Consider the following 22,202-nt stretch of genomic DNA (forward strand, 5'->3'; position numbering starts at 1 on the left):
CTTGCATACAAGCTCATCCTGAAAAAGAAAAGAGGCAAATGGCTAAGCCATTTGCCTCTTTTTATATAGTATTTTAAAACTAATTAAGCACTTCATTGCTTTTTTCAGTTTCAATCTTTTGTTCATTTTTAATAGCAGTATAACCTCCATTAACGTTGCGCAGGTTATGAATGCCCTGGCGTTTAAGCAGGGATGCGGCTATCACACTGCGATAGCCACTGCCACAATGCAGATACAGGTTATCAGTATCATTGATGCTGGCCATACTTCCCGGATCGGTGAGATTGCTGAGGGGAATGTTTATGGCATCCTTGACATGACCATCAGCAAATTCCACTTCTTTGCGTACATCCATAATCACCAAATTTTCATCAAAGGGAATATCCATTGCCAATTCATCAGCATCAACGTTAATAATCATATCTACCGGTTCACCGGCTTCCTTCCATGCTTCATAGCCACCTTCCAAATAACCTTTAAACTTCTCAAAACCTACACGTGCCAACCGTACAATCGTTTCTTTTTCTTTGCCATTCTCGGTTATCAGCACTAAGCTTTTGTCAAACGGCAACAAACTGCCTGCCCACTCGGCAAAGCGGCCTTCGAGCCCGATATTAATAGCACCGGGAACAAATCCTTGTGTAAATAAACCAGTAGGCCGGGTATCGAGCAAAATATTATCCTCCTGCCGGATAATGGTCTTAAAATCAGCAACATTCAGCGGAGTCAGTCCTTTTTCAAGTAAAGCATCCAACGCCTCATAGCCTTCTTTGTTAATTTGAGCATTTAACGGAAAATATTGCGGTGGCACAGCAAGTCCTTCGGTTATTGCTTTAATAAACTCCTCTTTGGTTTGCGGCTGCAAAGCATAATTGCTCTTTTTTTCCTCGCCAATAGTACTGTAGTTATGGGGGCCAAGATGTTTACCGCAACTGCTGCCTTCTCCGTGTGCAGGATAAACAATAATATCATCTGCCAGCGGCATAATTTTTTGCTGCAGGCTGTTGTACAACATGCCGGCCAAATCTTCGGTAGTAAGTGTTTCCCCTTTTTGAGCCAGATCGGGTCTGCCTACATCGCCTACAAATAAGGTATCACCGGTAAAAATAGCGTAGGGCTTTCCACCTTCATTCTTTACCAGATAACAAGTACTTTCAAGTGTATGCCCGGGTGTATGCAGTACTTGTATGGTAATGTTTCCCAAAGTAAATTCCTGGTTGTCTGCAGCTACAATTACATCAAAATTTGCTTGTGTATCGGGGCCATAAACAATAGGCGCACCGGTAGCCTTACACAGGTCGAGGTGGCCACTTATAAAATCTGCATGAAAATGCGTTTCAAAAATATACCGTATAGTAGTATTGCGCTCTTTAGCCAGTAATAGGTAGGGGTCAATGTCGCGCAGCGGATCTACAATTGCTGCTTCGCCGTTACTTTCTATATAATAAGCTGCCTCGCTGATGCAGCCGGTGTATAATTGCTGTATATACATGTGCTTATTTTTAGCAAAGATAACGCACATACAGCGGCGGCACAGCCACGTAAAACTTTTTGTAACAGGACTTTAGGCAATGAGATTCTCCACAAACTGGTTAATCTCGGCTACTCTCGGGTAGTTGATAGCGTAATAAATAAACTTGCCATCACGCTTGGTAACTACAACGCCGGCACGGCGCAAAATAGCTAAGTGCTGAGAAGCCACCGACTGCTCCAGACGCAGTTTGATGTATAATTCGGTTACTGTTAGTCGTCCGTTCTCATCAAGCAATTTTATCATTTGCTGCCGCAGCTTATGATTCATGGCTCTGAGAATAAGGGCTGATTTCTTAATATGTAAAAAATCAACCTTAATTTGTTCCTTCGATTCTGGATTCGTGAGGTTTACATAGGGAGTGTGTGCGGTTGTGATCATTTGTTGGTATGTTAGGATATTGAGTATGAATAATTAGGTAAGTTTTACAAATAAACAACTTATTATAATAAAGTTAGAATTATCTTTATAAAGTATAAAAATTTTTTAAATAATAAGGCTCACTATAAGCTAAATCTGCAAACTTTTTATTATTAAAAGCCTGTTGTGCTAACATATTTATCTGCTGTATAGTATGCGCAACCTGGGAAAATATGGCATTTTGGTGATTGATAATGGATTCCACCTTTTTTTGTCCACTACCCGAAAATACAACTTTTTGGAATTGCAAAAAAGTATTAAAACTATTTGCTGATAAAATTATCGGCTGTGGCGGTAACAATGCCTGCAAATGCCGGTTGTAAACAGCTGCGAACACTTCCATACGGCGGGCATCAATCATTGGGCAATGCAATGTATTTTCATCAGGAAACGCAGTAACAGAAGCCAATGCCATTACTTCCAGGGTATTCAATAAAATTAAGGGCTTGTTAAGTGCAAAACATAATCCTTTCGCCGAAGCAAGCCCCACACGCAGGCCGGTATAACTACCGGGCCCATTTACTACGGCCACAGCATCTATATTTTGCAGTACCAGTTGATGCCATTGCATTAACTGGTGAATAGCACTTTGCACAAAAGCAGCATGGTTCTTTTGGTCTTCGCTTGTTTGCACAGCTATAATACCATTTTCATTGGCAAAACCAACAGCAGCCACATTGGTAGATGTATCTATATTTAAAATAAGAGCCATTGAAAGAGATCTGGTTGATAACTAAAAGCTGTTTAAAATAATATTTGAACTATAAAAACAAAGAACATAAATTACTCAAAGAAGTGTAAAAAAGACTTTGTTGTAACTTCACATTCTGCGACTTAGTGATTGCCATTCGCATTTCTCAACGAGCCGCAAAAATAAGGCGTGCAGGTTTGCAGAAATAACTGCAACTTGCCAGTGTGTAACTTTAACTTTCTTACTTATGCCAAAGCAAATTATCAAAACAGACAAAGCACCTATGCCTATTGGCCCGTACAGCCAGGCTGTAAAGGTGGACAATCTATTATTTCTTAGTGGGCAGGTTGCCATCCATCCCGAAAGTAATGAGTTGATAACCGGCGATATAACCGCAGAAGCCAAACAGATTATGGAAAATCTGAAAGCAGTGTTGAGTGAAGCCAAACTTACATTTGAACATGTGGTAAAAACAACTATTTTTCTGGCAGATATGCACTTGTTTGGCGCAGTAAATGACGTGTATGGCAGCTATTTCAACGGCGATTACCCTGCACGTGAAACAGTAGCTGTAAAAGCTCTGCCCAAAGGCGTAGAAGTGGAAATCAGTATGATTGCAGTGGTGAATTTGTAAACGTTTGGTGTGAATTGTCAATTGGGGAAAGGTGAATAAGGTACTTACGTTTAATTTCATCTGCAATCACTCCTTCACATCAAAAGCTTACAACTAACAACTTACCATTCACAATTGACAATTCACCACTCACACTTACCAGTTAGCTACAATTTTAAAATTTACTAAACGCGGTGTAAGGCGGTTGGGTAAAGCAAATGTATTGCTCTGAAAATCTTTAATGAGTAAATAACTGATTGTATTGGGATGATCAATTAAATTGAACACTTCCAGGCTTGCCCAGATATTTTTAAAAGAGCGGAATGGAGAATGGCTCCTGCGCTGTTTTTCTGCATCTAACAACAGTGCACTAAACCCAATATCCACGCGGATGTAAGAAGGAATTTCCAGTGCGTTGCGATAGCGTGTGCTGCCCGGAATATTATAGGGCAAATTGCTGCCGTACAAGGCATTCAGATACACTTTGATGTTTTTATTGGTACTCAAATAATCCTGGAAAAACATCCCAAAAGTTATGAGTTTGTCTGTCGGGCGGCGCAGCCAGCCTATGTCATTCACACTGCTATCTGCTACCACTTTATCTTTTGATGCGGAAGTAATCGTTTCACCTGCTTTATTGTAGTAAGTAGTATAAGTGTCGTTATCAATGTTTTCGCGCGTGCGCATAAAGCCAAGGCTCAGCCAGCTTTCTGCTCCTTTCACTACTTCTCCAAAGAATCTGCCCTCTATACCATATGCATAAGCTGTTGCGCTGTTGGCACCAAAGTACCGGATGCGTACATTGTCTATATCATACGGATCCACATCGGTCATATATTTATAATAAGCTTCGGTGGTAAAGCGTGCCGGCCGGTCAAATAATGCAAAGCTGTAATCCATGCCTGTCACTGCCTGCCAGCTTTTTTGTGCTTTTAAACTGGTGTTGATGCTGCCATCGTAGCGGCGCAATTCGCGATAAAAAGGCGGCTGATCGTAAATGCCAGCAGAACCCTTAAATACAATATCCTTTTCCCAGCGCACCGGCTTGAACGAAAAGCCAATACGCGGAGAAATAAGCAATTCTTTGGTAAATGTATTGTAGTTGTAACGTACACCTGCCTGCAATACAAAACTGGCAGAATCTTTAAAGCGTATGTTATCCTGCAAATAACCGCTAAAACGTGTGATGTTAATGGCTGCATTGCTTTTAACCACATCACTCAACTCCAGATTACCGTCCGGCGTATAAGGCAGAGAATAGCCAGCCGAATCATTGTATCGCCATTCATTGATGTGGTCGCGTATAGTTTGTTGTTCTACGGAATTTCCCCATTGCAAATAATGCTTACCGGCATCCAGCGAGCCTTTGTGCTGCGCATTCAGCAAGCGGATATAGAGTTGGTTGCGGGAGAAGTTTTGATATACGCCTTTACCTAAAGGATTGATTATATTATCAAATGAGGAGCTGTTTTCATCCATCTCCCGCTCGCCAAAAATGTACAAAGAAGTGATGTCTACATTCTCCCGTTCATTGTCTTCAAAATAACTCAGCATCCATTTAAGGCGAAGGTTTTTATTCACCTCATGAATAGCGGACAAGCCTACAAAACCGGTGCTGTATTTATCTTTTTCGCGCCCTGCAAAATCAATATTCACCTCCAAGTTTTGCGGATATAAAGGCGAAAAGGAACTGGCAGATAATTTATTTTCTTCGGGGTATAATGTAAAACGTGTTTGGGAATAATTACCCAATGCTTCCAGTCGCAAGTGGTTACTCACCTGCCAGGTAAGCAAACCTTGTACATCAGCAGAAGAGGGAATATAATTGCCTTGCGTAGATTGGCTGCTGAGCAAATTTTTATTGCTGCGGTTGCGCACGCCAATGAGGTAAGTTACTTTTTGCTTATGCGCAACACCTTCCAAATGCAAGCCTTGCTCTAACAAACCTACGTAAGCCGAGCCGCCGTTTTTTGTAGGTTTTTTATAGGTAATATCCAAAACCGAACTCATTTTATCACCATACTTTGCCTGATAGCCGCCGTTGTAAAATTTTACACCACTTGTCAGATCAGGGTTAATAAAGCTTAAGCCTTCCTGCTGCCCACTACGCACTAAATACGGGCGAAACACTTCAAAATCATTTACATACACTAAATTTTCGTCGTAGTTGCCGCCGCGCACGCTGTATTGCGAAGTGAGTTCGTTATTGCTGCCAACAAATATTTTTATCAGGCTTTCTATATTGTTCAAAGGCGAAGGATTAACCAACGCCCGGGAAGGATCCACATTAATCAATCCGGTCTGCTCGCGTGCTGTACTGTTGGTTACAGTTACCTCTTTTAATTGTGAAACAACGCGCTTCAGTGTAACCATTACTTTTTCTTCCTCTCCCTTATTCAATAAAAAGTTTTTCTGTACCGGTTGATAGCCACTAAAGGAGAACACCAATGCAAAAGGCCTGCCTGCCTCTACCTGTATCACAAAGTAGCCGGAATCGTTGGTAGCAATGCCTTTATTGCTATTGAGCATCTGCACTGATGTGCCTGCAACAGGTTTGTTATCTTCATTAAGCACGCGACCGCTTACGGTTGCATTTTTTTGGGCAAAGAGAGATAGGCAGATAAGACAGCAGATAATTATAGTTGCAACTTTTCTCAATGTAGTTGAAGTTAGTTTTTAGCAGGAAAGATACACATTCGTACAATTCAAAATGAATATGGGAATAGAACGGCTGATGAAAATGAATATCTTATTTTTATGAAAAGAAAGATATGGAAACATCACTTATTCCCCGGTACACGTATGCCGATTATGCACAATGGAAAGAAGATTGGGAATTGATCAAAGGTTATCCTTATCAATTGTTGCCTTCAGCAAGATGGCAACATAATAGTGTGCAGGTAAGATTATCAAAACAGGCAATGGATAGTTTTATAAAAATAGCAACTGCAACTGCATGGTATTTACAGGATTGGATTGGAAAATAAGTAATGAGACAGTTGTAAGACCTGATGTAATGATTGTGTGTGGTAAAATAGAAACCGATTATTTAGAGTTTCCGCCGGCTTTAATTGTAGAAATATTATCATCAACAAGCTTGGTAAAAAATAGAAATATAAAGTTTGAATTGTACCGGGAAAATGGTGTAAAATATTACATCATGGCTGATTATACCAAAGAAACTGTGGAAGTATTTGAGTTGATAGACAATTAATACAAAAGTGTTGAAAGGAATAAATTTGTCTTGAATAAAAGTTGTTCTGTTGAATTTGATTTCGATGGAATTTTTAAAAAGTAGTTTTTATTACTTTATTTTAAAAATACAAATGCCCTTTTCGCCAGCAAGCGAAAAGGGCATTTGTATATAAAGAAATGCTATCCTTCAAACGTGCTATAAAAATAAGGTGTTTTTGCTTCAAACTCCGCACTGCAGGTATCTACCATTTTATATACGCGGGTAATGCCTAAGGCTTTTCTCTTTTCATATACCTCGTCATCGGTGCAATGATATTTGAGAATGCGTGCAACCTGCTCATCGCTAAAGCCGTTCTTCTTTGCTTCTTTCAGCAGGTCAGCAGGCAAATCCTGAATGGAATAATGGCTGAGTTCTTTTTCTATGTTGCAGAGATTTTGTATCTGATAAATAAACCAGCGGTCAATGCCGGTTGCCTGTACAATGGTCTTTATTGTTACCCCCTGCATCAGCGCATCTTTAATGCGGAAAATCCTATCCCACTTTGGCGTTTTGATATACTCAATTATTTCCTCACTTTTCATCAGGCTTTTACCATAATAGCCCAGGCCAACCGCTTCATTTTCCAGGCTCTGACAAGCTTTTTGGATCGCTTCGGTAAAGCTGCGGCCAATGCCCATTACTTCACCCACACTTTTCATTTGCAAGCCCAGTGTGTCATTGGCACCTTTAAATTTATCAAAATTCCAGCGCGGCATTTTTACAATTACATAATCCAGTGCCGGTTCAAAATATGCCGAGGTAGTTCTCGTGATCTGATTTTTCAATTCATCCAGTGAATATCCAATTGCCAGCTTGGCAGCAATCTTGGCAATTGGATAACCGGTCGCCTTGCTTGCCAATGCCGAAGAACGGCTCACACGCGGATTGATTTCTACAGCAATCAGCTCTTCCGTTTCCGGATTTTGAGCAAACTGCACATTACAACCACCGGCAAAGTTGCCAATACTGCGCATCATTTTCATAGCCTGGTTGCGCATGTCCTGAAATGCTGTATCGCTTAAGGTCATTGCCGGCGCCACCGTAATGGAATCGCCGGTATGAACCCCCATCGGGTCCACATTTTCTACAGTACAAATAATAACTACATTATCATTTTTATCACGCAGCAATTCCAGTTCAAATTCTTTCCACCCAAGTACTGCCTTCTCTACCAGCACTTCATGCATGGGTGATGCCTCCAAACCACGTTTCAACGCTTCATCCAACTCACTTTTATCGTGCACAAAACTGCCGCCGGTACCACCGAGCGTAAATGAAGGACGGATTACCAGCGGAAAACCAATTTCCTGTGCATATTCTTTTCCTTCCAGAAAGCTGTTGGCTACATGGCTGGGCGCCACTTTTATTCCAATATCAACCATCAGCTGGCGAAATTTTTCACGGTCTTCGGCAGTATCAATTGCTGCTACATCTACGCCAATCATGCGCACACCATATTTTTTCCAAACGCCCAGTTCATCCGCTTCTTTACAGAGGTTCAAAGCGGTTTGTCCGCCCATGGTTGGCAGCACGGCATCAATCTGGGTTTCTTCCAGAATCTGCTCAATACTTTCTACCGTTAAAGGCAGCAAATACACTTTATCCGCCATCATCGGGTCGGTCATGATGGTTGCGGGATTACTGTTTATTAATATCACTTTTATCCCTTCTTCGCGCAGGCTACGGGCTGCCTGTGAACCGGAATAATCAAACTCGCAAGCCTGACCAATAATGATGGGACCAGAACCTACAATAAGCACAGATTGAATAGAAGTATCTTTTGGCATAGTAAAAACAAATTGTGCAAATGTAAGTGCGGGAAAATAAAAGAGGATATAAAATTTGAATTGATGTGTTGGCAGCGGGTTAACTGGAATAACATTCACTTTCACTTAAAACAGATAAAAACACCCCAGGTGTTTTTTATTTTTACAGAACGAACTGTAGTACTGCTATCAAGCTTTTGGTATAGTCTGTGGCGCTACAAGTGCCATCACTCACTTCAACACCAGTACACAGATTGAGCTTTTAAGCGAGTACCTGCGTTTTGAACCACAGAGAGGAACGTCATTGCGAGCAAAGCGAAGCAATCTGTGAGTTGTAGTACAATCAACATAAGCCTTCAGTAGTGATGATTAATTAATGCCAAACTTTTCCATAAACATCAAACTAAGCCATCTATAATGATTTACAGCATAGCACAGATTGCTTCGCTTTGCTCGCAATAACAAAAAGCGCTGACAGGGTTTTGAACCCTGTCAGCGCTTTATATAAAATACTTTTAATTAATCCCGGTTATACATCGTAAGCAGGAAAATAGATTCTTCTTTAGCAGCAATATAGTACTGTAATTGCTCGTGAAAGTTTACTATTTGATGGCGCTTGATCGTAAAGGTTTGCCCTTCTATTTCAACAGTTAATTCACCACTCAATACCTGAATAACAGCAATGCCCACCGATGGCGATGGTGGTTGCAACTGAGCGGTTTCGTGCAAGGCAATAAGCACCACCGTTATATTATCACTTTTAAATAAAGTAATAGCATTGCGGTCGTTTTTAAACCACGCATCTTCTTCGGTTATCTGCCTGATGTAGGCTTCCAGATCGGCTATCACAAACGGTGCATCCAACAGCCTTTCGCCTTCAGGACGGTTAATGGTTGATTCGTTGAACTTTTCTTCCATAAATATTTATTATACAATGGCTGACGTATATAGTACATCGGTCATTAGTAAACATTTTATACTTCTAATAGTTAGTTATTCATCTTATCCTTCTCAGGTTTTGTATTTGCCCTTTCTGTATTTTTATTAGCTTCTTCCTGATTTGCGTCTATCTCCGATTGGTCAATACGGTCCGTTTCTTCCGGTGTGCGCTGAAAATCTCTGTCAGTAGGATTGTAACCTTTCATGGCATCGGTAGTAGGTTTATCATTTTTTTGATTGTTTTCCATAGTTGTACATTTTATATACTAAAGAAACAATTTTCAGACCATTATGCTTTATGTGCATGATTGTGAATAGAAAACGCCGATTTTGGTTATTGCGCAATGAATATTTTACAGTTGCAGTGAGTGATGGCGCTTGTAGCGCCACAGGCTATACCAACAGCTTGATAGTAGTACTACAGTTCGTTTTACAAAAAATAAAAAGCGCCACGCGATGCGTGGCGCTGTATGCAATTTATGAATTCCATTTTACTTATAATCATCCTCATTAAAATCGTCGTCTTCCAAATTAAGCTGCCCCAGATTCATCATACTGCCAATAAGGTCTTTAAACTCAATCTTGCCTTCAATCGTCTTTTTGCTGATGAGCGAGTACGCCGATAAACCATGCAGCACAAACTCCATGAGCAGTGCATTTTCTTTTTCGTTGGCGTGCGGGAAATATTTCTTTACAAAACTATACAAGCCATCCACTTTATAAAGCGCATTCACTTTATCAGCATCTTTCATATCTACAAAAAGATCCAAATGATTGCCGGCATCAAACCAACGCGTGATGTTTTTGTACGGATTTTCATCTTCGGCGCGGCTCTGCTGCGAAGCTTTGCCGGTATTACGCTTTTTCTTCAATGCATCGGGGTTAGGAAAATAAGAAATGAATTGTGTACGGATTGCCTTATCCAATAAATTAACTGCTACCTGGTAAGGACCTTCTTGCTCCCCTTCGTACACCAATTCTATTTTACCGGTAATTGCGGGGATAATGCCGGTGAGGTCACTTACCCAAACCTGTGTACTTTTTTCGTTGTGAATAATGGCTCGGCGCTCAGCGCTGCTTACGGCATTTTCATAAGCAGCAATAGTAAGCCTTGCACTTACACCACTTTTTTTGTCCACATATTCATTGCCACGTGCTTCAAAAGCCACCTGCTCTATGAGGCGTTTTATGAGGTCACTTACCGTTACCTTTTGCAACTGTTCTTCCAGCACATCCGCTTCCTGCTCGGTAATAGCAAGCGAGGTTTCGATATCTTTTGGATAATGCGTTAATATCTGGCTTTCAATGCGGTCTTTGAGTGGCGTAACAATACTGCCGCGGTTGGTGTAATCTTCGGGATTGGCGGTAAAAACAAACAAAATATCGAGCGGCATACGCAGTTTAAAACCACGGATTTGTATATCGCCTTCCTGTAAAATGTTGAATAAAGCCACCTGAATGCGCGCCTGCAAATCGGGCAATTCATTAATCACAAAAATGCCCCGGTTGCTGCGTGGAATAATGCCGTAGTGAATCACACGTTCATCAGCAAAACTTAAACGCAGATTAGCTGCTTTAATGGGGTCAATATCACCAATCAAGTCAGCTACGCTTACATCGGGTGTTGCCAGTTTTTCGCCGTAGCGCTCGCTGCGGTGCATCCAGCGGATGGGTGTTTCATCGGCATATTCGGCTATCTGATCTTTTGCAAATTTGCTTAATGGATTCAGCGGGTCGTCATTTACTTCGCTGCCGGCAATTACGGGAATGTATTCATCCAGCAGGTCGGTCATTTGCCTTGCCATACGTGTTTTTGCTTGTCCGCGCAAGCCGAGAAACAGGATATTATGCCGGCTTAGCAAAGCTCTTTCGGTATCAGGAATTACGGTGTCTTCGTAACCGATAATGCCGGTAAAAGGATTCTCTTTGCTGCGTATTTTAGTAATAAGATTGCTGCGTATTTCTTCTTTTATTGATTTGGGCTTGTAACCACTTCTTTTTAGTTCGCCTAACGTTTTTATGTCGTGTATGTTCATTCTGAATGTTTAAAAATGTATTTATTGCGCAGGCTTGTACAAAACAAGCCCGTCAATAAAATTGTAATCCTGAATATTATCTGTATATAACGGCAGATCACTTACAATTGCTGTAGCAGCAATCAGCATATCCGCTACACCAATAGTATGTAGCATACCATACCTTCTTGAAAGTACTAAAGCTGTTTTACTTATCATTGGACTTGCTTCTATCAGCTCATATGCTTTTAGGGTTTTAGCAACTTTATATTGCTTTTTTATTGTTTTTGCACCAGCCATTAATTCAATAGCCATGATAAAGGAAATAGCCAGATGATCCTGTATCGGAGCAATTACTTTTTGCTTTTCCTTATCGCCGCGATAAATCTTAATCAATCTATCGGTATCCACTATTCTAACTCTGGTGCTTTTCGCCATAATTGCTTCCGGTATATTTTGGGGTCAAGATCAATATCTGACCATGTACCAAAAAAGTCAAGTGGCTTATATTTCCTAACCTGCACCCTTTTACTCTCCTTCTTCTCTTTCGCCTTTGTTTCTACACTTCCTCCAATCCGCTCCACAAACTTCTCTACAAAATCAACTGAATCATCCGGCACCTGAATAGTCATTATTTTCATACCTGCATTTCTTTTTATCAAAATTAATACACCGTTTTCCTTTTACCACTTTCAAAATCCTTGAAAATAAAAGCACCCAACTTGTCCAGCGATGCAAAGAATGCCTTACCATTATTGGTCTCGGTAAACTCCGTTACAAACCGTTGCAGGTAAGGGTCCGATGCAATCATAAAGGTAGTAATTGGTATCTTTAGCTTTTTGCATTGTGCAGCAAGGTTAATACAGCGATTCACTACTTTACGGTCTAAGCCAAAACTATTTTTGTAATAACGCTTACCAATTTTTAAACACGTGGGTTTACCATCGGTAATCATAAAAATTTGCTTGTTGGCGTTTTTACGGCGGCGCAATATATCCATTGCCAGCTCCAGCCCCGCAACGGTATTGGTATGGTAAGGGCCAACCTGCAAATAAGGCAAATCCTTCACTTCTATTGGCCAGGCATCATTGCCAAATACCACAATATCCAGTGTGTCTTTAGGGTATTTTGTTTGAATAAGTTCGCTTAATGCCATGGCTACTTTTTTTGCAGGCGTTATGCGGTCTTCGCCATACAAAATCATAGAGTGCGAAATGTCAATCATCAGCACCGTAGAAGTCTGCGCTTTAAAATCGGTTTCGCGTATCTGCAGGTCATCTTCCTGCATGTTAAAACTTTCTATACCATGATTGATTTGTGCATTGCGAATACTCTCCGTAAAATCTATCTGCTCCAGCATATCACCAAACTGAAAGGGCCGGTAATCGGGGCTGATTTCATCACCTTGTCCCGGTTTAGTAGTAGAATGGTCACCTTGCTTCGTCTTTTTTAGCTTGCCAAAAATCTCTTCGAGGCTGCGCTTGCGGATGGTTTGCTCACTTTTAGCAGTGATTTCAATAGTACCCTTCTCGTTATTTTCGGTGAGGTAGCCTTTTTCTTTCAGTTCATCAATAAAATCACCCATACCATATTCATCATCGGTCAGTTGATACTGCTTATCCAACTGATTCATCCACTGCATGGCTTCAGCTACATCGCCACTGGTATAAGTGAGCAGTTGCATAAACAAATCGAGCAGCTGCTCAAACTTTGATTTGCCCTGCTCGTTGGGATCAAATTGTATAAATCGGTGTCCTATCATAATAGGTGTAAGTTACACGAAAGCGGATAAATAAATTGCATAAAAGAAAGTTAACAGCACAGGTTTTATGCCAGTTATATGCTTTCACTGAACCACGGATACACGAATAACACAAAGGAACACCAGGATTTTAGCGTATATTTTGCGAGGTTTTAAGACTCCATAAATCAAGCATCATAAACATAGATGGCTGATTTATTGTAGCTTAATTATTGCTTTCATTAGCCAATCAACATATTCTATATGATCCATGCAGATATACTTATCGTTGGTGCCGGAGCCAGCGGACTGATGGCAGCTAAAGAACTATCCGCCAGGGGTAAAAAAGTGATTATTCTGGAAGCCCGCAACCGTGCCGGCGGACGCATTGATACATTACCGCAAAAGCACTTCAGCCAACCTGTAGAAGCAGGCGCCGAATTTATACATGGCAACCTGTCTCTTACACTGCAACTCCTAAAAGAAAATAATATTCCATATACAAAAGCAACTGGCAGTACGCTGCGTAAAAAAGATGGTCAATGGCAGGATACAGATGATGAAATAGAAGGTTGGGATGAAATGATGCAACAAATGGATGCGCTAAATGAAGACATTACTTTGAGCGACTTTTTAAATACCTTTTTCAACGGAGAAAAATATACAAAACTCAGGCAATCAGCCATTCAGTTTGCACAAGGTTTTGATGTAGCAGATGAAAATAAAGCCGGTGTAATAGCATTGCGCAACGAATGGCAGCATGAAGAAGAGGTGCAATACCGGATAGGGGGTGGTTACATGCAATTAATAGATGCATTAACAATGATTTGCCTGCGGCAGCATTGCGAAATCCACTTTTGGGAGGTAGTGAATAAAGTAGTTTGGAATAAAAATAAAGTAATAGCAACTACAGCAAATAATGAACAATTTAGTGCAGAAAAGATAATCATTACAGTACCCATCAGCATGTTGCAAACCGAAGGAGCTATTGCATTTGTACCTGCTATTTCAGAGAAAATAAACGCTGTAAAAGAAATTGGTTTTGGCGCGGTCATCAAAGTTTTAATCCAGTTTGAAGAAGCCTTCTGGCAGGATGTACATCAAGATGCGCTATTCTTTTTTTGCGAAGAAAAAATACCTACCTGGTGGACGCAATATCCCGCAAAAAACAACCTGCTCACCGGCTGGCTGGGCGGCCCCAAAGCCTTTGCTATGCAGGATTATTCGCCAGAGCAAATATTGGATATAGCATTACAATCACTTGCTTCCATGTTCAGCAAAAAGCTACCACCCGTTACTGCATGGCATGTAGCCAACTGGCAAAAACAACCTTATACTTTTGGTGCTTATTCTTACAATACCACCCAATCGGCACAGGCCAAAGCCATTTTGAAAGAACCAGTTGAAAACACCATTTATTTTGCCGGCGAAGCAATTTATACCGGCGATGCGCAAGGCACCGTGGAAGCAGCGTTGATAAGCGGCAGAGAAACAGCGGAACGATTATTGAAGGATATTGAATAGTTTAACTTTTACAATATTATACAAACCAAAGCGCCCCCGTTTTACCGGAGGCGCCTCGTCTTATTAACACAACTTATGAAGGCGTATGCTGATGATAATGATGCTTACCGATTAAAACAAATAATTGCTGATGTTGTTATTCAAACTATATATTTAAATACAATTCTTACTTTGTTGTTCCTGGCAGCACCTGTTCTACCTTTACGCGAGCCAGACCTCTGTTTATAAAGCCTAACTGCTGTGCAGCCGATATAGTTACATCTGCTACGCGCCCTAATGCCTGCATTCCTTTGCTCATACGATCGTTGATGCGCACGATTACCGATTTATTATTGCGCATATTGGTAATGCGCACCCAACTATTCAGTTCAAAACTGTTGCTTGCTGCCACCATTTGGTCGTGGTGAAAAATTTCACCGGTGGCTGTCTTACTTCCTTCCAGGTGTTTGCTGTAAAAGCTGGCAACGCCATACACTACTTTAGCTCTTTGTATAGTAGTACCCTGCTGGCAAAAAACAGCTATATGCAGCAATAAACAAGCTATAATTACACCTACCCTTCTCAACAATCGCACGCCGAAAAAACCTGCACAATGAGGGCTATAAACATGCAGAACATGATTAATTTTTCGCTTCATACTATAACTATGAAGTTTTTAATTTAAAAATGTTTGCATAGCATATTTTCAAATCAATTGTGGGAATTAGCAAGCAATTACAAATGCAATTTTTAAATAAATAGGCCAATGAAAAATTAAAGATAACGATTACAATAAAATATAAAACTGAAATTTATCAACAATACATATTGTTAAGTCTCATTGAGTTGGATAAACGTGCAGCACACAGCAACTAAATAACACCAACTAAAATTTTAGGAGAGAACGATAACTGGTTTTGCAAAGGAATATATAACCTTGTCATGCATCACTCTCTATATAAATAATTGCCTTTGCAAATAAAATTGCGTTTATCTGCAAAGGCAATGCAAAAAATTAACTATTAACCTACCAGTTTGTTATACGCCTCTGCATCAAGCAGGTTGTTTACATCTCCGGCATTGGAAAGCTTGATTTTTACCATCCAGCCTTCGCCGTAAGGATCGCTGTTTATCAACTCAGGTTGTTTGTTCAGCACGGGGTTTACTTCTTCTACCGTGCCGGCCACAGGCAGGTACAGGTCGCTAACGGTTTTTACTGCTTCTACAGTACCAAACACGGTTTCAGCTTCCAGCGTTTGTCCTTCAGTAGCAATGTCAACAAACACAATATCGCCCAGTTCGCTTTGGGCAAAATCGGTGATACCAATGTAGGCATGTTCATCATCAATCATTTTTATCCACTCATGGTCTTTGGTGTATCTAAGCTCCTGCGGAATGTTCATAAGGTTTTTTATTTAATGGTCTGACTTAATATATAAAGATGAAAATTTTTATTTATAAAATAAAGCTTTCGTTATCATACTTTCAATCCGTTATCTCAACATACGAATGCTCATGCGCACGTTTTGCAGCGGACGGTCATTAGTATCGCGCGGCAGCGCTGCTATTTTATCTATCACCTCCAGCCCTTTTATTACTTCGCCAAATACAGTATAATTCTGGTCTAAGAAGGGCGTGCCACCAACTGTGTTATATACTTTTCGCTGCTCTTCGGTAAAGCTGAAACCCGGATTTTCGTTACGTATCTGGCACTCCATCATATTGAGAGATGTATCGTTGTACTGCTTGCCTTGCACAATATAAAACTGGCAGTTGCTGCTCGCCTTTTCAGGATTATCGTCGCGCGCAGCAGCCAATGCTCCCTTTTTATGGAAATAATTGCTGTTAAACTCCGCCGGAATGCGGCTGCCGGGCGCCTCACCAGCACCCAGTTGTACCGAATCGGGTGCATTTTTACTCTCCGGATCGCCACCTTGTATCATGAAACTATCAATTACCCGATGAAATAAAAGACTGTCGTAAAAACCTTCTTTCACCAGCTTTATAAAATTGTTCCTATGCAATGGTGTACTGTCGTATAGCTTTACCACCATATTTCCATAATTAGTAGATATTTCTGCAAGCTGCGGTGCTACGGTTCTATTTTTAGCAGTTTTGGTGCTTGCACAACTTATTGCAAACAGACATACGGCAAACATTGCAATCGAAACTTTATTCATTATTCCTAAACGCTGAACTTTTATAATCATTCCTTCAATCAGATTTTCTTTTCCTTACATTCCCTTAAAAACCTATCTGGTCAAAATAGAGCAAGATATGGTCTTTCAAAAAATTTTCCTGTTCGTGCAAAGAAAAGTTGGGTAATTCTTTCAATTGCGCAAAATGCGGCCACCCTTCCGCATCATGCCCCTGTAACTGGTAATAACCACTGGAGCTAAGCACGGTACACACTGCTACATGCATCAAATCCTGCTTTTGTTCTTTGGTTATTTTTTCTTTTACAAAGCCGGTTTCCTGCATACCTATCAAAAAAAGAATGGCTTCCATATCGGGCTTTTTGTCAAAGCGCTCTACCAGTTTGGCTTCGAGCGTCCACCAGCGCTGCTGCAAATCATCACGTACATTCATAGGTCGCAAAGGTAAGGTTTGGCGGCAAAGGTTATATTTGTCGCCAAAACGCATTTACATGCTGCAAGTAACAGTAATAAAACAAAAGCCGGACTGGGTAAAAGAAAGATTAGCGATACGAAATTTTAAGAATCCTGAACTGGTAGATGAAATTATTGCACTGGACGATGAGCGCCGGGCTACGCAAACTGCCTTCGATACGATGCAAGCCAGCATCAACAGTGCCTCCAAAAATATTGGACAATACATGGCGCAGGGCAATAAAGAAGAAGCCGAAAGACTGAAAGCCAGCATTGCCGGCAACAAAGCCGAAGCCACAAGGCTCAACGAGCAATTGGCTACAATAGAAAAAAACCTGCAAGGCAAGCTCATTATGCTGCCTAACTTGCCTGCCGACAGAGTACCGGCGGGCAAAGGTGCTGAAGACAACGTGGTGGTACGCGAAGGGGGCAAAAAACCACAACTACCCGAGAATGCGTTGCCGCATTGGGAACTGATAAAAGAATATAATTTAGTAGATTTTGAAACCGGTGCTAAAATTACCGGCAGCGGATTCCCATTGTATAGAGGTAATGGTGCTAAGCTGCAACGTTCGCTGGTACAATATTTTTTAGATTATAATACCTCTAAAGGCTACACCGAATACTTGCCGCCCTTTATGGTAAACGAAGCCTCAGCTTACGCTACCGGGCAACTGCCCGATAAAGAAGGACAGATGTATCACGTAACCGAAGACAATTTGTATCTTATTCCAACTGCAGAAGTACCGGTAACCAATATTTACCGCGATGTAATTTTAAAAGAAAATGAGTTGCCCATCAGGATGACTGCTTATTCGCCGTGCTTTAGGCGTGAGGCGGGCAGCTTTGGCAAAGATGTACGTGGATTGAACCGCGTGCACCAGTTTGAAAAAGTGGAAATTATTCAATTGGTGCTTCCCAAATACAGCTACAATGTGCTGGACGAAATGGTACATCATGTAGAAGGATTGGTGCAAAGCCTCGCTTTACCTTATCGTATTTTAAAACTCTGCGGTGGCGATATGGGCTTTACCAGTGCGCTTACTTATGACTTTGAAGTATATAGTGCAGCACAGCAGCGCTGGCTGGAAGTGAGCAGTGTGAGCAATTTTGAAAGCTATCAAACTAACCGTATGAAGTGCCGCTACAAAGATGCGGATGGCAAGATGCAGTTGGTGCATAGCCTGAATGGCAGTTCGCTGGCATTGCCGCGCATCATGGCTTGTTTGCTGGAGAATAACCAAACGGAGAAGTGCATTCGCATACCGGAAGTATTGCAAAAGTATTACGGTAGTGCTATGATTATGTAATGTACGTATTTGCTTAAGGTTTAATGCGTAAAGTTTAAAGTTGCCCAAACGCAAAGTGGTAAGATAGACGGTTTGCTTGCCATGTATATTACTTTATGGCAAAGCTTTTTATATCATAAGCTTAAAAAATGTATTTGCAGTTATTGGCAGCAGATATGCCCATTTGCACCTTGCAATGTTGATATAATTTAACTCACAACTGACAACCCACTACTCACATCATTGACTATCCGTAATATACCAAAGAAAAAGCTGTTCCTCATCATCAATCGGCTCGCATTAGCCGGCGGCTCGATGGATGCGCTGTCAATGGCCTTTTACTTAAAAGATAAATACGACATTACGGTTGTGTATGGCGAAAAAGAAAGAGACGAAAAAGAAGCTCCGCTCCTACTGAATAGTGAAAATATTCAGTTTATAAAAATAAAAACGCTGCACCGCGCTATCCTGCCTTTTAAAGACATACAGAGCTATAAACAAATACGTACACTTATTCGTAAGCACCAGCCGGATATTGTACATACGCACGGTTTTAAAAGCGGTTTATTGGGTAGAATAGCAGCGTACAACACAAAAGTTCCGGTGATTATTCATACCTATCATGGGCACTTATTTCATTCTTATTATAATAAAGCTATTTCCCGGTTTATTGCTTTTATAGAAAGGAAACTGGCAGCGATTTCTACCCGCATTATTGCCATCAGCCCACATCAGGCTTATGAGTTAGCAACGGTTTACCGCATTGCACCGCTATTAAAAATCTGTACAATTTTCATTGGTATTGATGAGGAAAGATATTCACTGCAATCTGCTGATAGCAACACTTTCAGGCAACGATACAACATTCCTGAACATACCATTATCATAGCCATCATCGGCAGGTTAGTAAGTATAAAAAATCTTTCTCTTTTTATTCCTATTATTCAGCAAATACAGCAGCAACACGAAGATGTTTGTTTCTTTATTATTGGCGATGGCAACTGCAAAACAACCATGCAGCAGGAAATGCAGCAAAAAGGAATAAATTGGTACGAAGGCAGTGCTGCACCAGCAACACCAGCAAATGTTATTTTCACTTCTTGGATTACAAATATTTCCGAAGCGCTGCAAAGTATAGATATTGTGGTGCTAACCTCTTATAACGAAGGCACGCCGGTATCTTTGATAGAAGCACAACTGTTTCAAAAACCAGTTGTTGCTACCAATGTAGGTGGCGTAAGGGATACGATTATTGATGGTGAAACGGGTTTTTTAGTAGCTAATTTTAGTATAGAAGACTTTGTAAAAAAGCTACAATTGCTCATCCATGATAAAACATTACGGATGCGTATGGGCAGCAAAGGAAAAGCATTTGTGCTAAACCGTTTTTCAAAAGAAAAAGAAACAGACGCAATGGATAAGTTGTATATACAATGCCTTCAGGCTGAAGGCATTGTATGATGACTATTTTTTGATAACTCATGCCACTGCTTCCTCCGTATCAAACCGTTCTACGTTTTGAATACCATTTAATCTTTTCAACCGGTCAACCAGTTCTTCCAGTTCTTCCTTATCGTGCACAAACACTTTTACTGTACCTTCAAAGAGTCCTTCGCCCGACTCGATAGTAAGCGCAGCAATATTAATTTTCATATCGCCGCTAATAACATTGGTAATTTTGTTGATAACGCCCACATCATCAAGCCCTACTATTTTCAAACCGGTAAGGAAGGAAATCTCCTTATTTTTCGCCCATTTTGTCTTCACAATGCGATGCCCGTAATTCGCCATCATTTGAGCGGCATTGGGGCAGTTGGTACGGTGAATAATCAAGCCTTTGCCGGTACTTACAAAGCCAAACACATTATCGCCCGGTATGGGGTTGCAACATTTGGCAAGTGTGTACATAATGCGGTCGCTGCTTTCCCCAAAAATAATAAGCTCCGACTCTTTTTTGTTAGCAGCATGTTTGTGTTCAACGCTTTCGGGCTTTACTTCCACTACCGGCTTCACAGGCTTGGGCATCTCCAGCCGGTCGCCCAGCACATGAAACTCTTTAAGCTCCTTTAAATCAATCTGCTTTATCGCTACTTTATAAAACAGATCAAGTTGCGACGGCACTTTATAAAAGCTTACCAATTCATCAATATTCCCCTGGTTAAAAGCTGCACCCATGCCTTCCAGCTTGCGTTGAGTGTAAGCCTTACCATCTTCGGCAATGGTGCGTTTTTCTTCTTTTAAAGCATCCTTTATTTTGCTTTTGGCTTTGGTGGTCACCACCATATTCAGCCAGTCTTCGGTAGGCTTCTGTTTATTGCTGGTAATGATTTCCACCTGGTCGCCGCTGCGCAGCTTATAGCTGAGCGGCACCAACTTATGATTCACCTTGGCACCAATACACTTTGTACCAATAGCCGAGTGAATAGAAAAAGCAAAGTCTAGCGTAGTGGAACCAACCGGCAACATTTTTACATCGCCGCGTGGCGTATATACATATATTTCTTCGGCAAGAAAACTGGTTTTAAAATCCTGCAAAAAGTCCACACCATCAGTATCCTGGCTGCTGATGACTTCGCGTATTTGCCCAAACCATTTATCAAAGCGGTCTTCATCGCTGTTGCCCTCTTTGTATTTGTAGTGGGCAGCCAGGCCTTTCTCTGCAATTTCGTTCATACGGCGGGTGCGTATCTGTACTTCCACCCATTTGCCCTGTGGTCCCATCACGGTGGTATGCAACGCCTCGTAGCCATTGCTTTTAGGATTGCTTAGCCAATCGCGCAGGCGTTCCGGAGCGGGCGTGTATTCGTCTGTAATCATCGAGTACACCTTCCAGCAATCTTCTTTTTCCCGCTCAGGCGGCGAGTTGAGAATAACGCGAATGGCAAACAAATCGTACACTTCTTCAAAATCAACGGCTTTCTTTTTTATTTTATTCCAGATAGAATGAATGCTTTTTGGACGGCCATAAATCTCAAAGTCAAAGCCTCCTTTTTGTAGCTTTTCTCTTAGTGGTTTAATAAACTCGTTGATATAACGGGTGCGCTCTCTTTTTGTTTCTGCTAATTTGCGGGCAATGTCTTTGTATTCCTGCGGCTCAAGGTATTTCATGCTCAAGTCCTCAAGCTCGGTTTTTACATTGTACAAACCCATACGATGTGCTAAGGGCGCATACACCCATACGGTTTCGCTCGCAATTTTTAGCTGCTTTTCACGCTTCATGTAATCGAGCGTGCGCATATTGTGCAGTCGGTCGGCAAGCTTAATGAGTATCACGCGCGGATCATCGGTAAGTGTGAGCAATATCTTTTTAAAATTCTCTGCCTGCTGGCTGCTGCTCGTGTCAATAATGCCCGATATTTTGGTCAATCCATCTACAATACGGGCTATTTCGCCGCCAAAGTCGTGCTCTATTTCTTCCAGTGTAAGGTCGGTATCTTCTACGGTATCGTGCAGCAGCGAACAGATAGTGCTGCGCACGCCCAGCCCAATTTCTTCCACGCATATCATAGCTACTGCCAGTGGGTGCAAAATGTACGGCTCGCCGCTCTTGCGCCGCATGGTCTGGTGGGCTTCGGCAGCCATTTCAAAAGCGTGGCGCACCAGCTCTTTATCACCTTTTTTTAGTTTGGGGCGAAGACTGCGCAGTAAAGCGCGATAATGGCGTAAAATCAGTTTACGCTCCTGCTCTTCGGTAAGTGTATATTTAGGTAATTGTACTTCGGTAGTTATTACTTGCTCGTTCTGCATCGGATAACGAATTTACTAAATAAGTGTAATAAAGAAACGTGATAATTGTGCTGAAAGTAGACTTGTTGCCACGAAGGCACGAAATTTATAAAGAAAAAACTGT

The 22,202-nt window shown here is 41.3% G+C and carries 22 protein-coding genes; 6 read left to right on the forward strand and 16 right to left on the reverse strand.

Translation table 11 applies throughout. The features are described 5' to 3' along the window. Positions 1-79: 79 nt before the first annotated feature. The 3 genes from FC093_RS04095 to tsaB all read right to left on the reverse strand — a co-directional run bounded on the left by FC093_RS04095 (position 80) and on the right by tsaB (position 2,663). Positions 80-1,492, reverse strand: a complete 1,413-nt coding sequence (locus FC093_RS04095) for an MBL fold metallo-hydrolase (protein WP_137260482.1) — start codon at positions 1,490-1,492, stop codon at positions 80-82. 72 nt (positions 1,493-1,564) lie between these two features. After that, entirely contained in the window at positions 1,565-1,912 is a 348-nt protein-coding gene (locus tag FC093_RS04100; protein ID WP_137260483.1) for an ArsR/SmtB family transcription factor, read from the reverse strand. An 85-nt stretch (positions 1,913-1,997) separates the two neighbouring features. Beyond that, positions 1,998-2,663, reverse strand: coding sequence for a tRNA (adenosine(37)-N6)-threonylcarbamoyltransferase complex dimerization subunit type 1 TsaB (gene tsaB, locus FC093_RS04105; RefSeq protein WP_137260484.1), 666 nt, complete (start codon positions 2,661-2,663; stop codon positions 1,998-2,000). 226 nt (positions 2,664-2,889) lie between these two features. Between tsaB and FC093_RS04110 the strand changes: the two genes are divergently transcribed. After that, entirely contained in the window at positions 2,890-3,276 is a 387-nt protein-coding gene (locus FC093_RS04110) for a RidA family protein (RefSeq protein ID WP_137260485.1), read from the forward strand. Between the two features lie 135 nt (positions 3,277-3,411). Here the strand turns inward: FC093_RS04110 and FC093_RS04115 are convergent, their stop codons facing one another. Beyond that, positions 3,412-5,913 carry a TonB-dependent receptor gene (locus tag FC093_RS04115; protein WP_137260486.1) on the reverse strand — a complete coding sequence of 834 codons (2,502 nt, stop codon included), beginning with the start codon at positions 5,911-5,913 and terminating at the stop codon, positions 3,412-3,414. Between the two features lie 113 nt (positions 5,914-6,026). On the opposite strand from FC093_RS04115, the gene FC093_RS04120 reads away from it, so the two are divergent. Both FC093_RS04120 and FC093_RS04125 read left to right on the forward strand, forming a co-directional pair. Then, complete coding sequence (locus tag FC093_RS04120) at positions 6,027-6,242, forward strand: hypothetical protein (RefSeq protein WP_137260487.1); 216 nt, start codon at positions 6,027-6,029, stop codon at positions 6,240-6,242. Next, the gene (locus tag FC093_RS04125; protein ID WP_137260488.1) at positions 6,212-6,469 is read left to right on the forward strand and encodes a Uma2 family endonuclease; all 258 of its coding nucleotides are present in this window, start codon (positions 6,212-6,214) and stop codon (positions 6,467-6,469) included. Before FC093_RS04120 ends, FC093_RS04125 begins: the two co-directional genes overlap by 31 nt. 161 nt (positions 6,470-6,630) lie before the next feature. On the opposite strand, the gene carB is transcribed toward FC093_RS04125, so the two are convergent. The 7 genes from carB to FC093_RS04160 all read right to left on the reverse strand — a co-directional run bounded on the left by carB (position 6,631) and on the right by FC093_RS04160 (position 12,972). After that, positions 6,631-8,277: a carbamoyl-phosphate synthase large subunit gene (gene carB / locus FC093_RS04130; RefSeq protein WP_137260489.1), complete on the reverse strand. Its 1,647-nt coding sequence runs from the start codon at positions 8,275-8,277 to the stop codon at positions 6,631-6,633. 498 nt (positions 8,278-8,775) lie between these two features. Then, on the reverse strand, positions 8,776-9,174 hold the full coding sequence (locus tag FC093_RS04135) for a cupin domain-containing protein (RefSeq protein WP_137260490.1): 399 nt from the start codon (positions 9,172-9,174) through the stop codon (positions 8,776-8,778). 71 nt (positions 9,175-9,245) lie between these two features. Beyond that, entirely contained in the window at positions 9,246-9,443 is a 198-nt protein-coding gene (locus FC093_RS04140) for a hypothetical protein (RefSeq protein ID WP_137260491.1), read from the reverse strand. 243 nt (positions 9,444-9,686) lie between these two features. Next, positions 9,687-11,231 carry a sigma 54-interacting transcriptional regulator gene (locus FC093_RS04145; protein ID WP_137260492.1) on the reverse strand — a complete coding sequence of 515 codons (1,545 nt, stop codon included), beginning with the start codon at positions 11,229-11,231 and terminating at the stop codon, positions 9,687-9,689. Positions 11,232-11,252: 21 nt separating this feature from the next. After that, positions 11,253-11,648: a PIN domain-containing protein gene (locus tag FC093_RS04150; protein WP_137260493.1), complete on the reverse strand. Its 396-nt coding sequence runs from the start codon at positions 11,646-11,648 to the stop codon at positions 11,253-11,255. Further along, complete coding sequence (locus FC093_RS04155) at positions 11,621-11,851, reverse strand: hypothetical protein (RefSeq protein ID WP_137260494.1); 231 nt, start codon at positions 11,849-11,851, stop codon at positions 11,621-11,623. Before FC093_RS04155 ends, FC093_RS04150 begins: the two co-directional genes overlap by 28 nt. A gap of 23 nt (positions 11,852-11,874) precedes the next feature. Beyond that, entirely contained in the window at positions 11,875-12,972 is a 1,098-nt protein-coding gene (locus FC093_RS04160; protein WP_137260495.1) for a vWA domain-containing protein, read from the reverse strand. A gap of 243 nt (positions 12,973-13,215) precedes the next feature. On the opposite strand from FC093_RS04160, the gene FC093_RS04165 reads away from it, so the two are divergent. Beyond that, positions 13,216-14,475 (forward strand): flavin monoamine oxidase family protein, encoded by a 1,260-nt coding sequence (locus tag FC093_RS04165; RefSeq protein WP_137260496.1) that lies wholly within the window; start codon positions 13,216-13,218, stop codon positions 14,473-14,475. A gap of 166 nt (positions 14,476-14,641) precedes the next feature. On the opposite strand, the gene FC093_RS04170 is transcribed toward FC093_RS04165, so the two are convergent. The 4 genes from FC093_RS04170 to FC093_RS04185 all read right to left on the reverse strand — a co-directional run bounded on the left by FC093_RS04170 (position 14,642) and on the right by FC093_RS04185 (position 17,043). Beyond that, positions 14,642-15,112, reverse strand: coding sequence for a septal ring lytic transglycosylase RlpA family protein (locus tag FC093_RS04170; protein WP_137260497.1), 471 nt, complete (start codon positions 15,110-15,112; stop codon positions 14,642-14,644). Positions 15,113-15,476: 364 nt separating this feature from the next. Further along, positions 15,477-15,857: a glycine cleavage system protein GcvH gene (gcvH, locus tag FC093_RS04175; protein ID WP_137260498.1), complete on the reverse strand. Its 381-nt coding sequence runs from the start codon at positions 15,855-15,857 to the stop codon at positions 15,477-15,479. A gap of 90 nt (positions 15,858-15,947) precedes the next feature. Continuing rightward, the gene (locus tag FC093_RS04180) at positions 15,948-16,664 is read right to left on the reverse strand and encodes a peptidylprolyl isomerase (RefSeq protein ID WP_240743176.1); all 717 of its coding nucleotides are present in this window, start codon (positions 16,662-16,664) and stop codon (positions 15,948-15,950) included. Positions 16,665-16,698: 34 nt separating this feature from the next. Next, a complete protein-coding gene (locus FC093_RS04185; RefSeq protein ID WP_137260499.1) occupies positions 16,699-17,043 on the reverse strand; it encodes a hypothetical protein in 345 nt (114 codons plus the stop codon). Positions 17,044-17,101: 58 nt separating this feature from the next. Between FC093_RS04185 and serS the strand changes: the two genes are divergently transcribed. Both serS and FC093_RS04195 read left to right on the forward strand, forming a co-directional pair. Next, on the forward strand, positions 17,102-18,373 hold the full coding sequence (gene serS / locus FC093_RS04190; RefSeq protein WP_137260500.1) for a serine--tRNA ligase: 1,272 nt from the start codon (positions 17,102-17,104) through the stop codon (positions 18,371-18,373). A 222-nt stretch (positions 18,374-18,595) separates the two neighbouring features. Next, positions 18,596-19,813: a glycosyltransferase gene (locus FC093_RS04195; protein ID WP_137260501.1), complete on the forward strand. Its 1,218-nt coding sequence runs from the start codon at positions 18,596-18,598 to the stop codon at positions 19,811-19,813. An 18-nt stretch (positions 19,814-19,831) separates the two neighbouring features. Here the strand turns inward: FC093_RS04195 and FC093_RS04200 are convergent, their stop codons facing one another. Beyond that, on the reverse strand, positions 19,832-22,099 hold the full coding sequence (locus FC093_RS04200; RefSeq protein ID WP_137260502.1) for a RelA/SpoT family protein: 2,268 nt from the start codon (positions 22,097-22,099) through the stop codon (positions 19,832-19,834). Positions 22,100-22,202: the final 103 nt, after the last annotated feature.

The organism is Ilyomonas limi, from assembly GCF_005233845.1.
GTDB lineage: Bacteria > Bacteroidota > Bacteroidia > Chitinophagales > Chitinophagaceae > Ilyomonas > Ilyomonas limi.

What these genes read in the sequence shown, in the direction of transcription:
- serS (WP_137260500.1), top strand. Translation starts at nt 17,102, where the DNA reads ATGCTGCAAGTAACAGTAATAAAACAAAAGCCGGACTGGGTAAAAGAA.
- gcvH (WP_137260498.1), bottom strand. Translation starts at nt 15,857, where the DNA reads ATGAACATTCCGCAGGAGCTTAGATACACCAAAGACCATGAGTGGATA.
- FC093_RS04185 (WP_137260499.1), bottom strand. Translation starts at nt 17,043, where the DNA reads ATGAATGTACGTGATGATTTGCAGCAGCGCTGGTGGACGCTCGAAGCC.
- FC093_RS04140 (WP_137260491.1), bottom strand. Translation starts at nt 9,443, where the DNA reads ATGGAAAACAATCAAAAAAATGATAAACCTACTACCGATGCCATGAAA.
- FC093_RS04165 (WP_137260496.1), top strand. Translation starts at nt 13,216, where the DNA reads ATGATCCATGCAGATATACTTATCGTTGGTGCCGGAGCCAGCGGACTG.
- FC093_RS04125 (WP_137260488.1), top strand. Translation starts at nt 6,212, where the DNA reads ATGGTATTTACAGGATTGGATTGGAAAATAAGTAATGAGACAGTTGTA.
- FC093_RS04135 (WP_137260490.1), bottom strand. Translation starts at nt 9,174, where the DNA reads ATGGAAGAAAAGTTCAACGAATCAACCATTAACCGTCCTGAAGGCGAA.
- FC093_RS04170 (WP_137260497.1), bottom strand. Translation starts at nt 15,112, where the DNA reads ATGAAGCGAAAAATTAATCATGTTCTGCATGTTTATAGCCCTCATTGT.
- FC093_RS04145 (WP_137260492.1), bottom strand. Translation starts at nt 11,231, where the DNA reads ATGAACATACACGACATAAAAACGTTAGGCGAACTAAAAAGAAGTGGT.
- tsaB (WP_137260484.1), bottom strand. Translation starts at nt 2,663, where the DNA reads ATGGCTCTTATTTTAAATATAGATACATCTACCAATGTGGCTGCTGTT.
- FC093_RS04120 (WP_137260487.1), top strand. Translation starts at nt 6,027, where the DNA reads ATGGAAACATCACTTATTCCCCGGTACACGTATGCCGATTATGCACAA.
- FC093_RS04150 (WP_137260493.1), bottom strand. Translation starts at nt 11,648, where the DNA reads ATGGCGAAAAGCACCAGAGTTAGAATAGTGGATACCGATAGATTGATT.
- carB (WP_137260489.1), bottom strand. Translation starts at nt 8,277, where the DNA reads ATGCCAAAAGATACTTCTATTCAATCTGTGCTTATTGTAGGTTCTGGT.
- FC093_RS04110 (WP_137260485.1), top strand. Translation starts at nt 2,890, where the DNA reads ATGCCAAAGCAAATTATCAAAACAGACAAAGCACCTATGCCTATTGGC.
- FC093_RS04095 (WP_137260482.1), bottom strand. Translation starts at nt 1,492, where the DNA reads ATGTATATACAGCAATTATACACCGGCTGCATCAGCGAGGCAGCTTAT.
- FC093_RS04200 (WP_137260502.1), bottom strand. Translation starts at nt 22,099, where the DNA reads ATGCAGAACGAGCAAGTAATAACTACCGAAGTACAATTACCTAAATAT.
- FC093_RS04100 (WP_137260483.1), bottom strand. Translation starts at nt 1,912, where the DNA reads ATGATCACAACCGCACACACTCCCTATGTAAACCTCACGAATCCAGAA.
- FC093_RS04160 (WP_137260495.1), bottom strand. Translation starts at nt 12,972, where the DNA reads ATGATAGGACACCGATTTATACAATTTGATCCCAACGAGCAGGGCAAA.
- FC093_RS04155 (WP_137260494.1), bottom strand. Translation starts at nt 11,851, where the DNA reads ATGAAAATAATGACTATTCAGGTGCCGGATGATTCAGTTGATTTTGTA.
- FC093_RS04180 (WP_240743176.1), bottom strand. Translation starts at nt 16,664, where the DNA reads ATGATTATAAAAGTTCAGCGTTTAGGAATAATGAATAAAGTTTCGATT.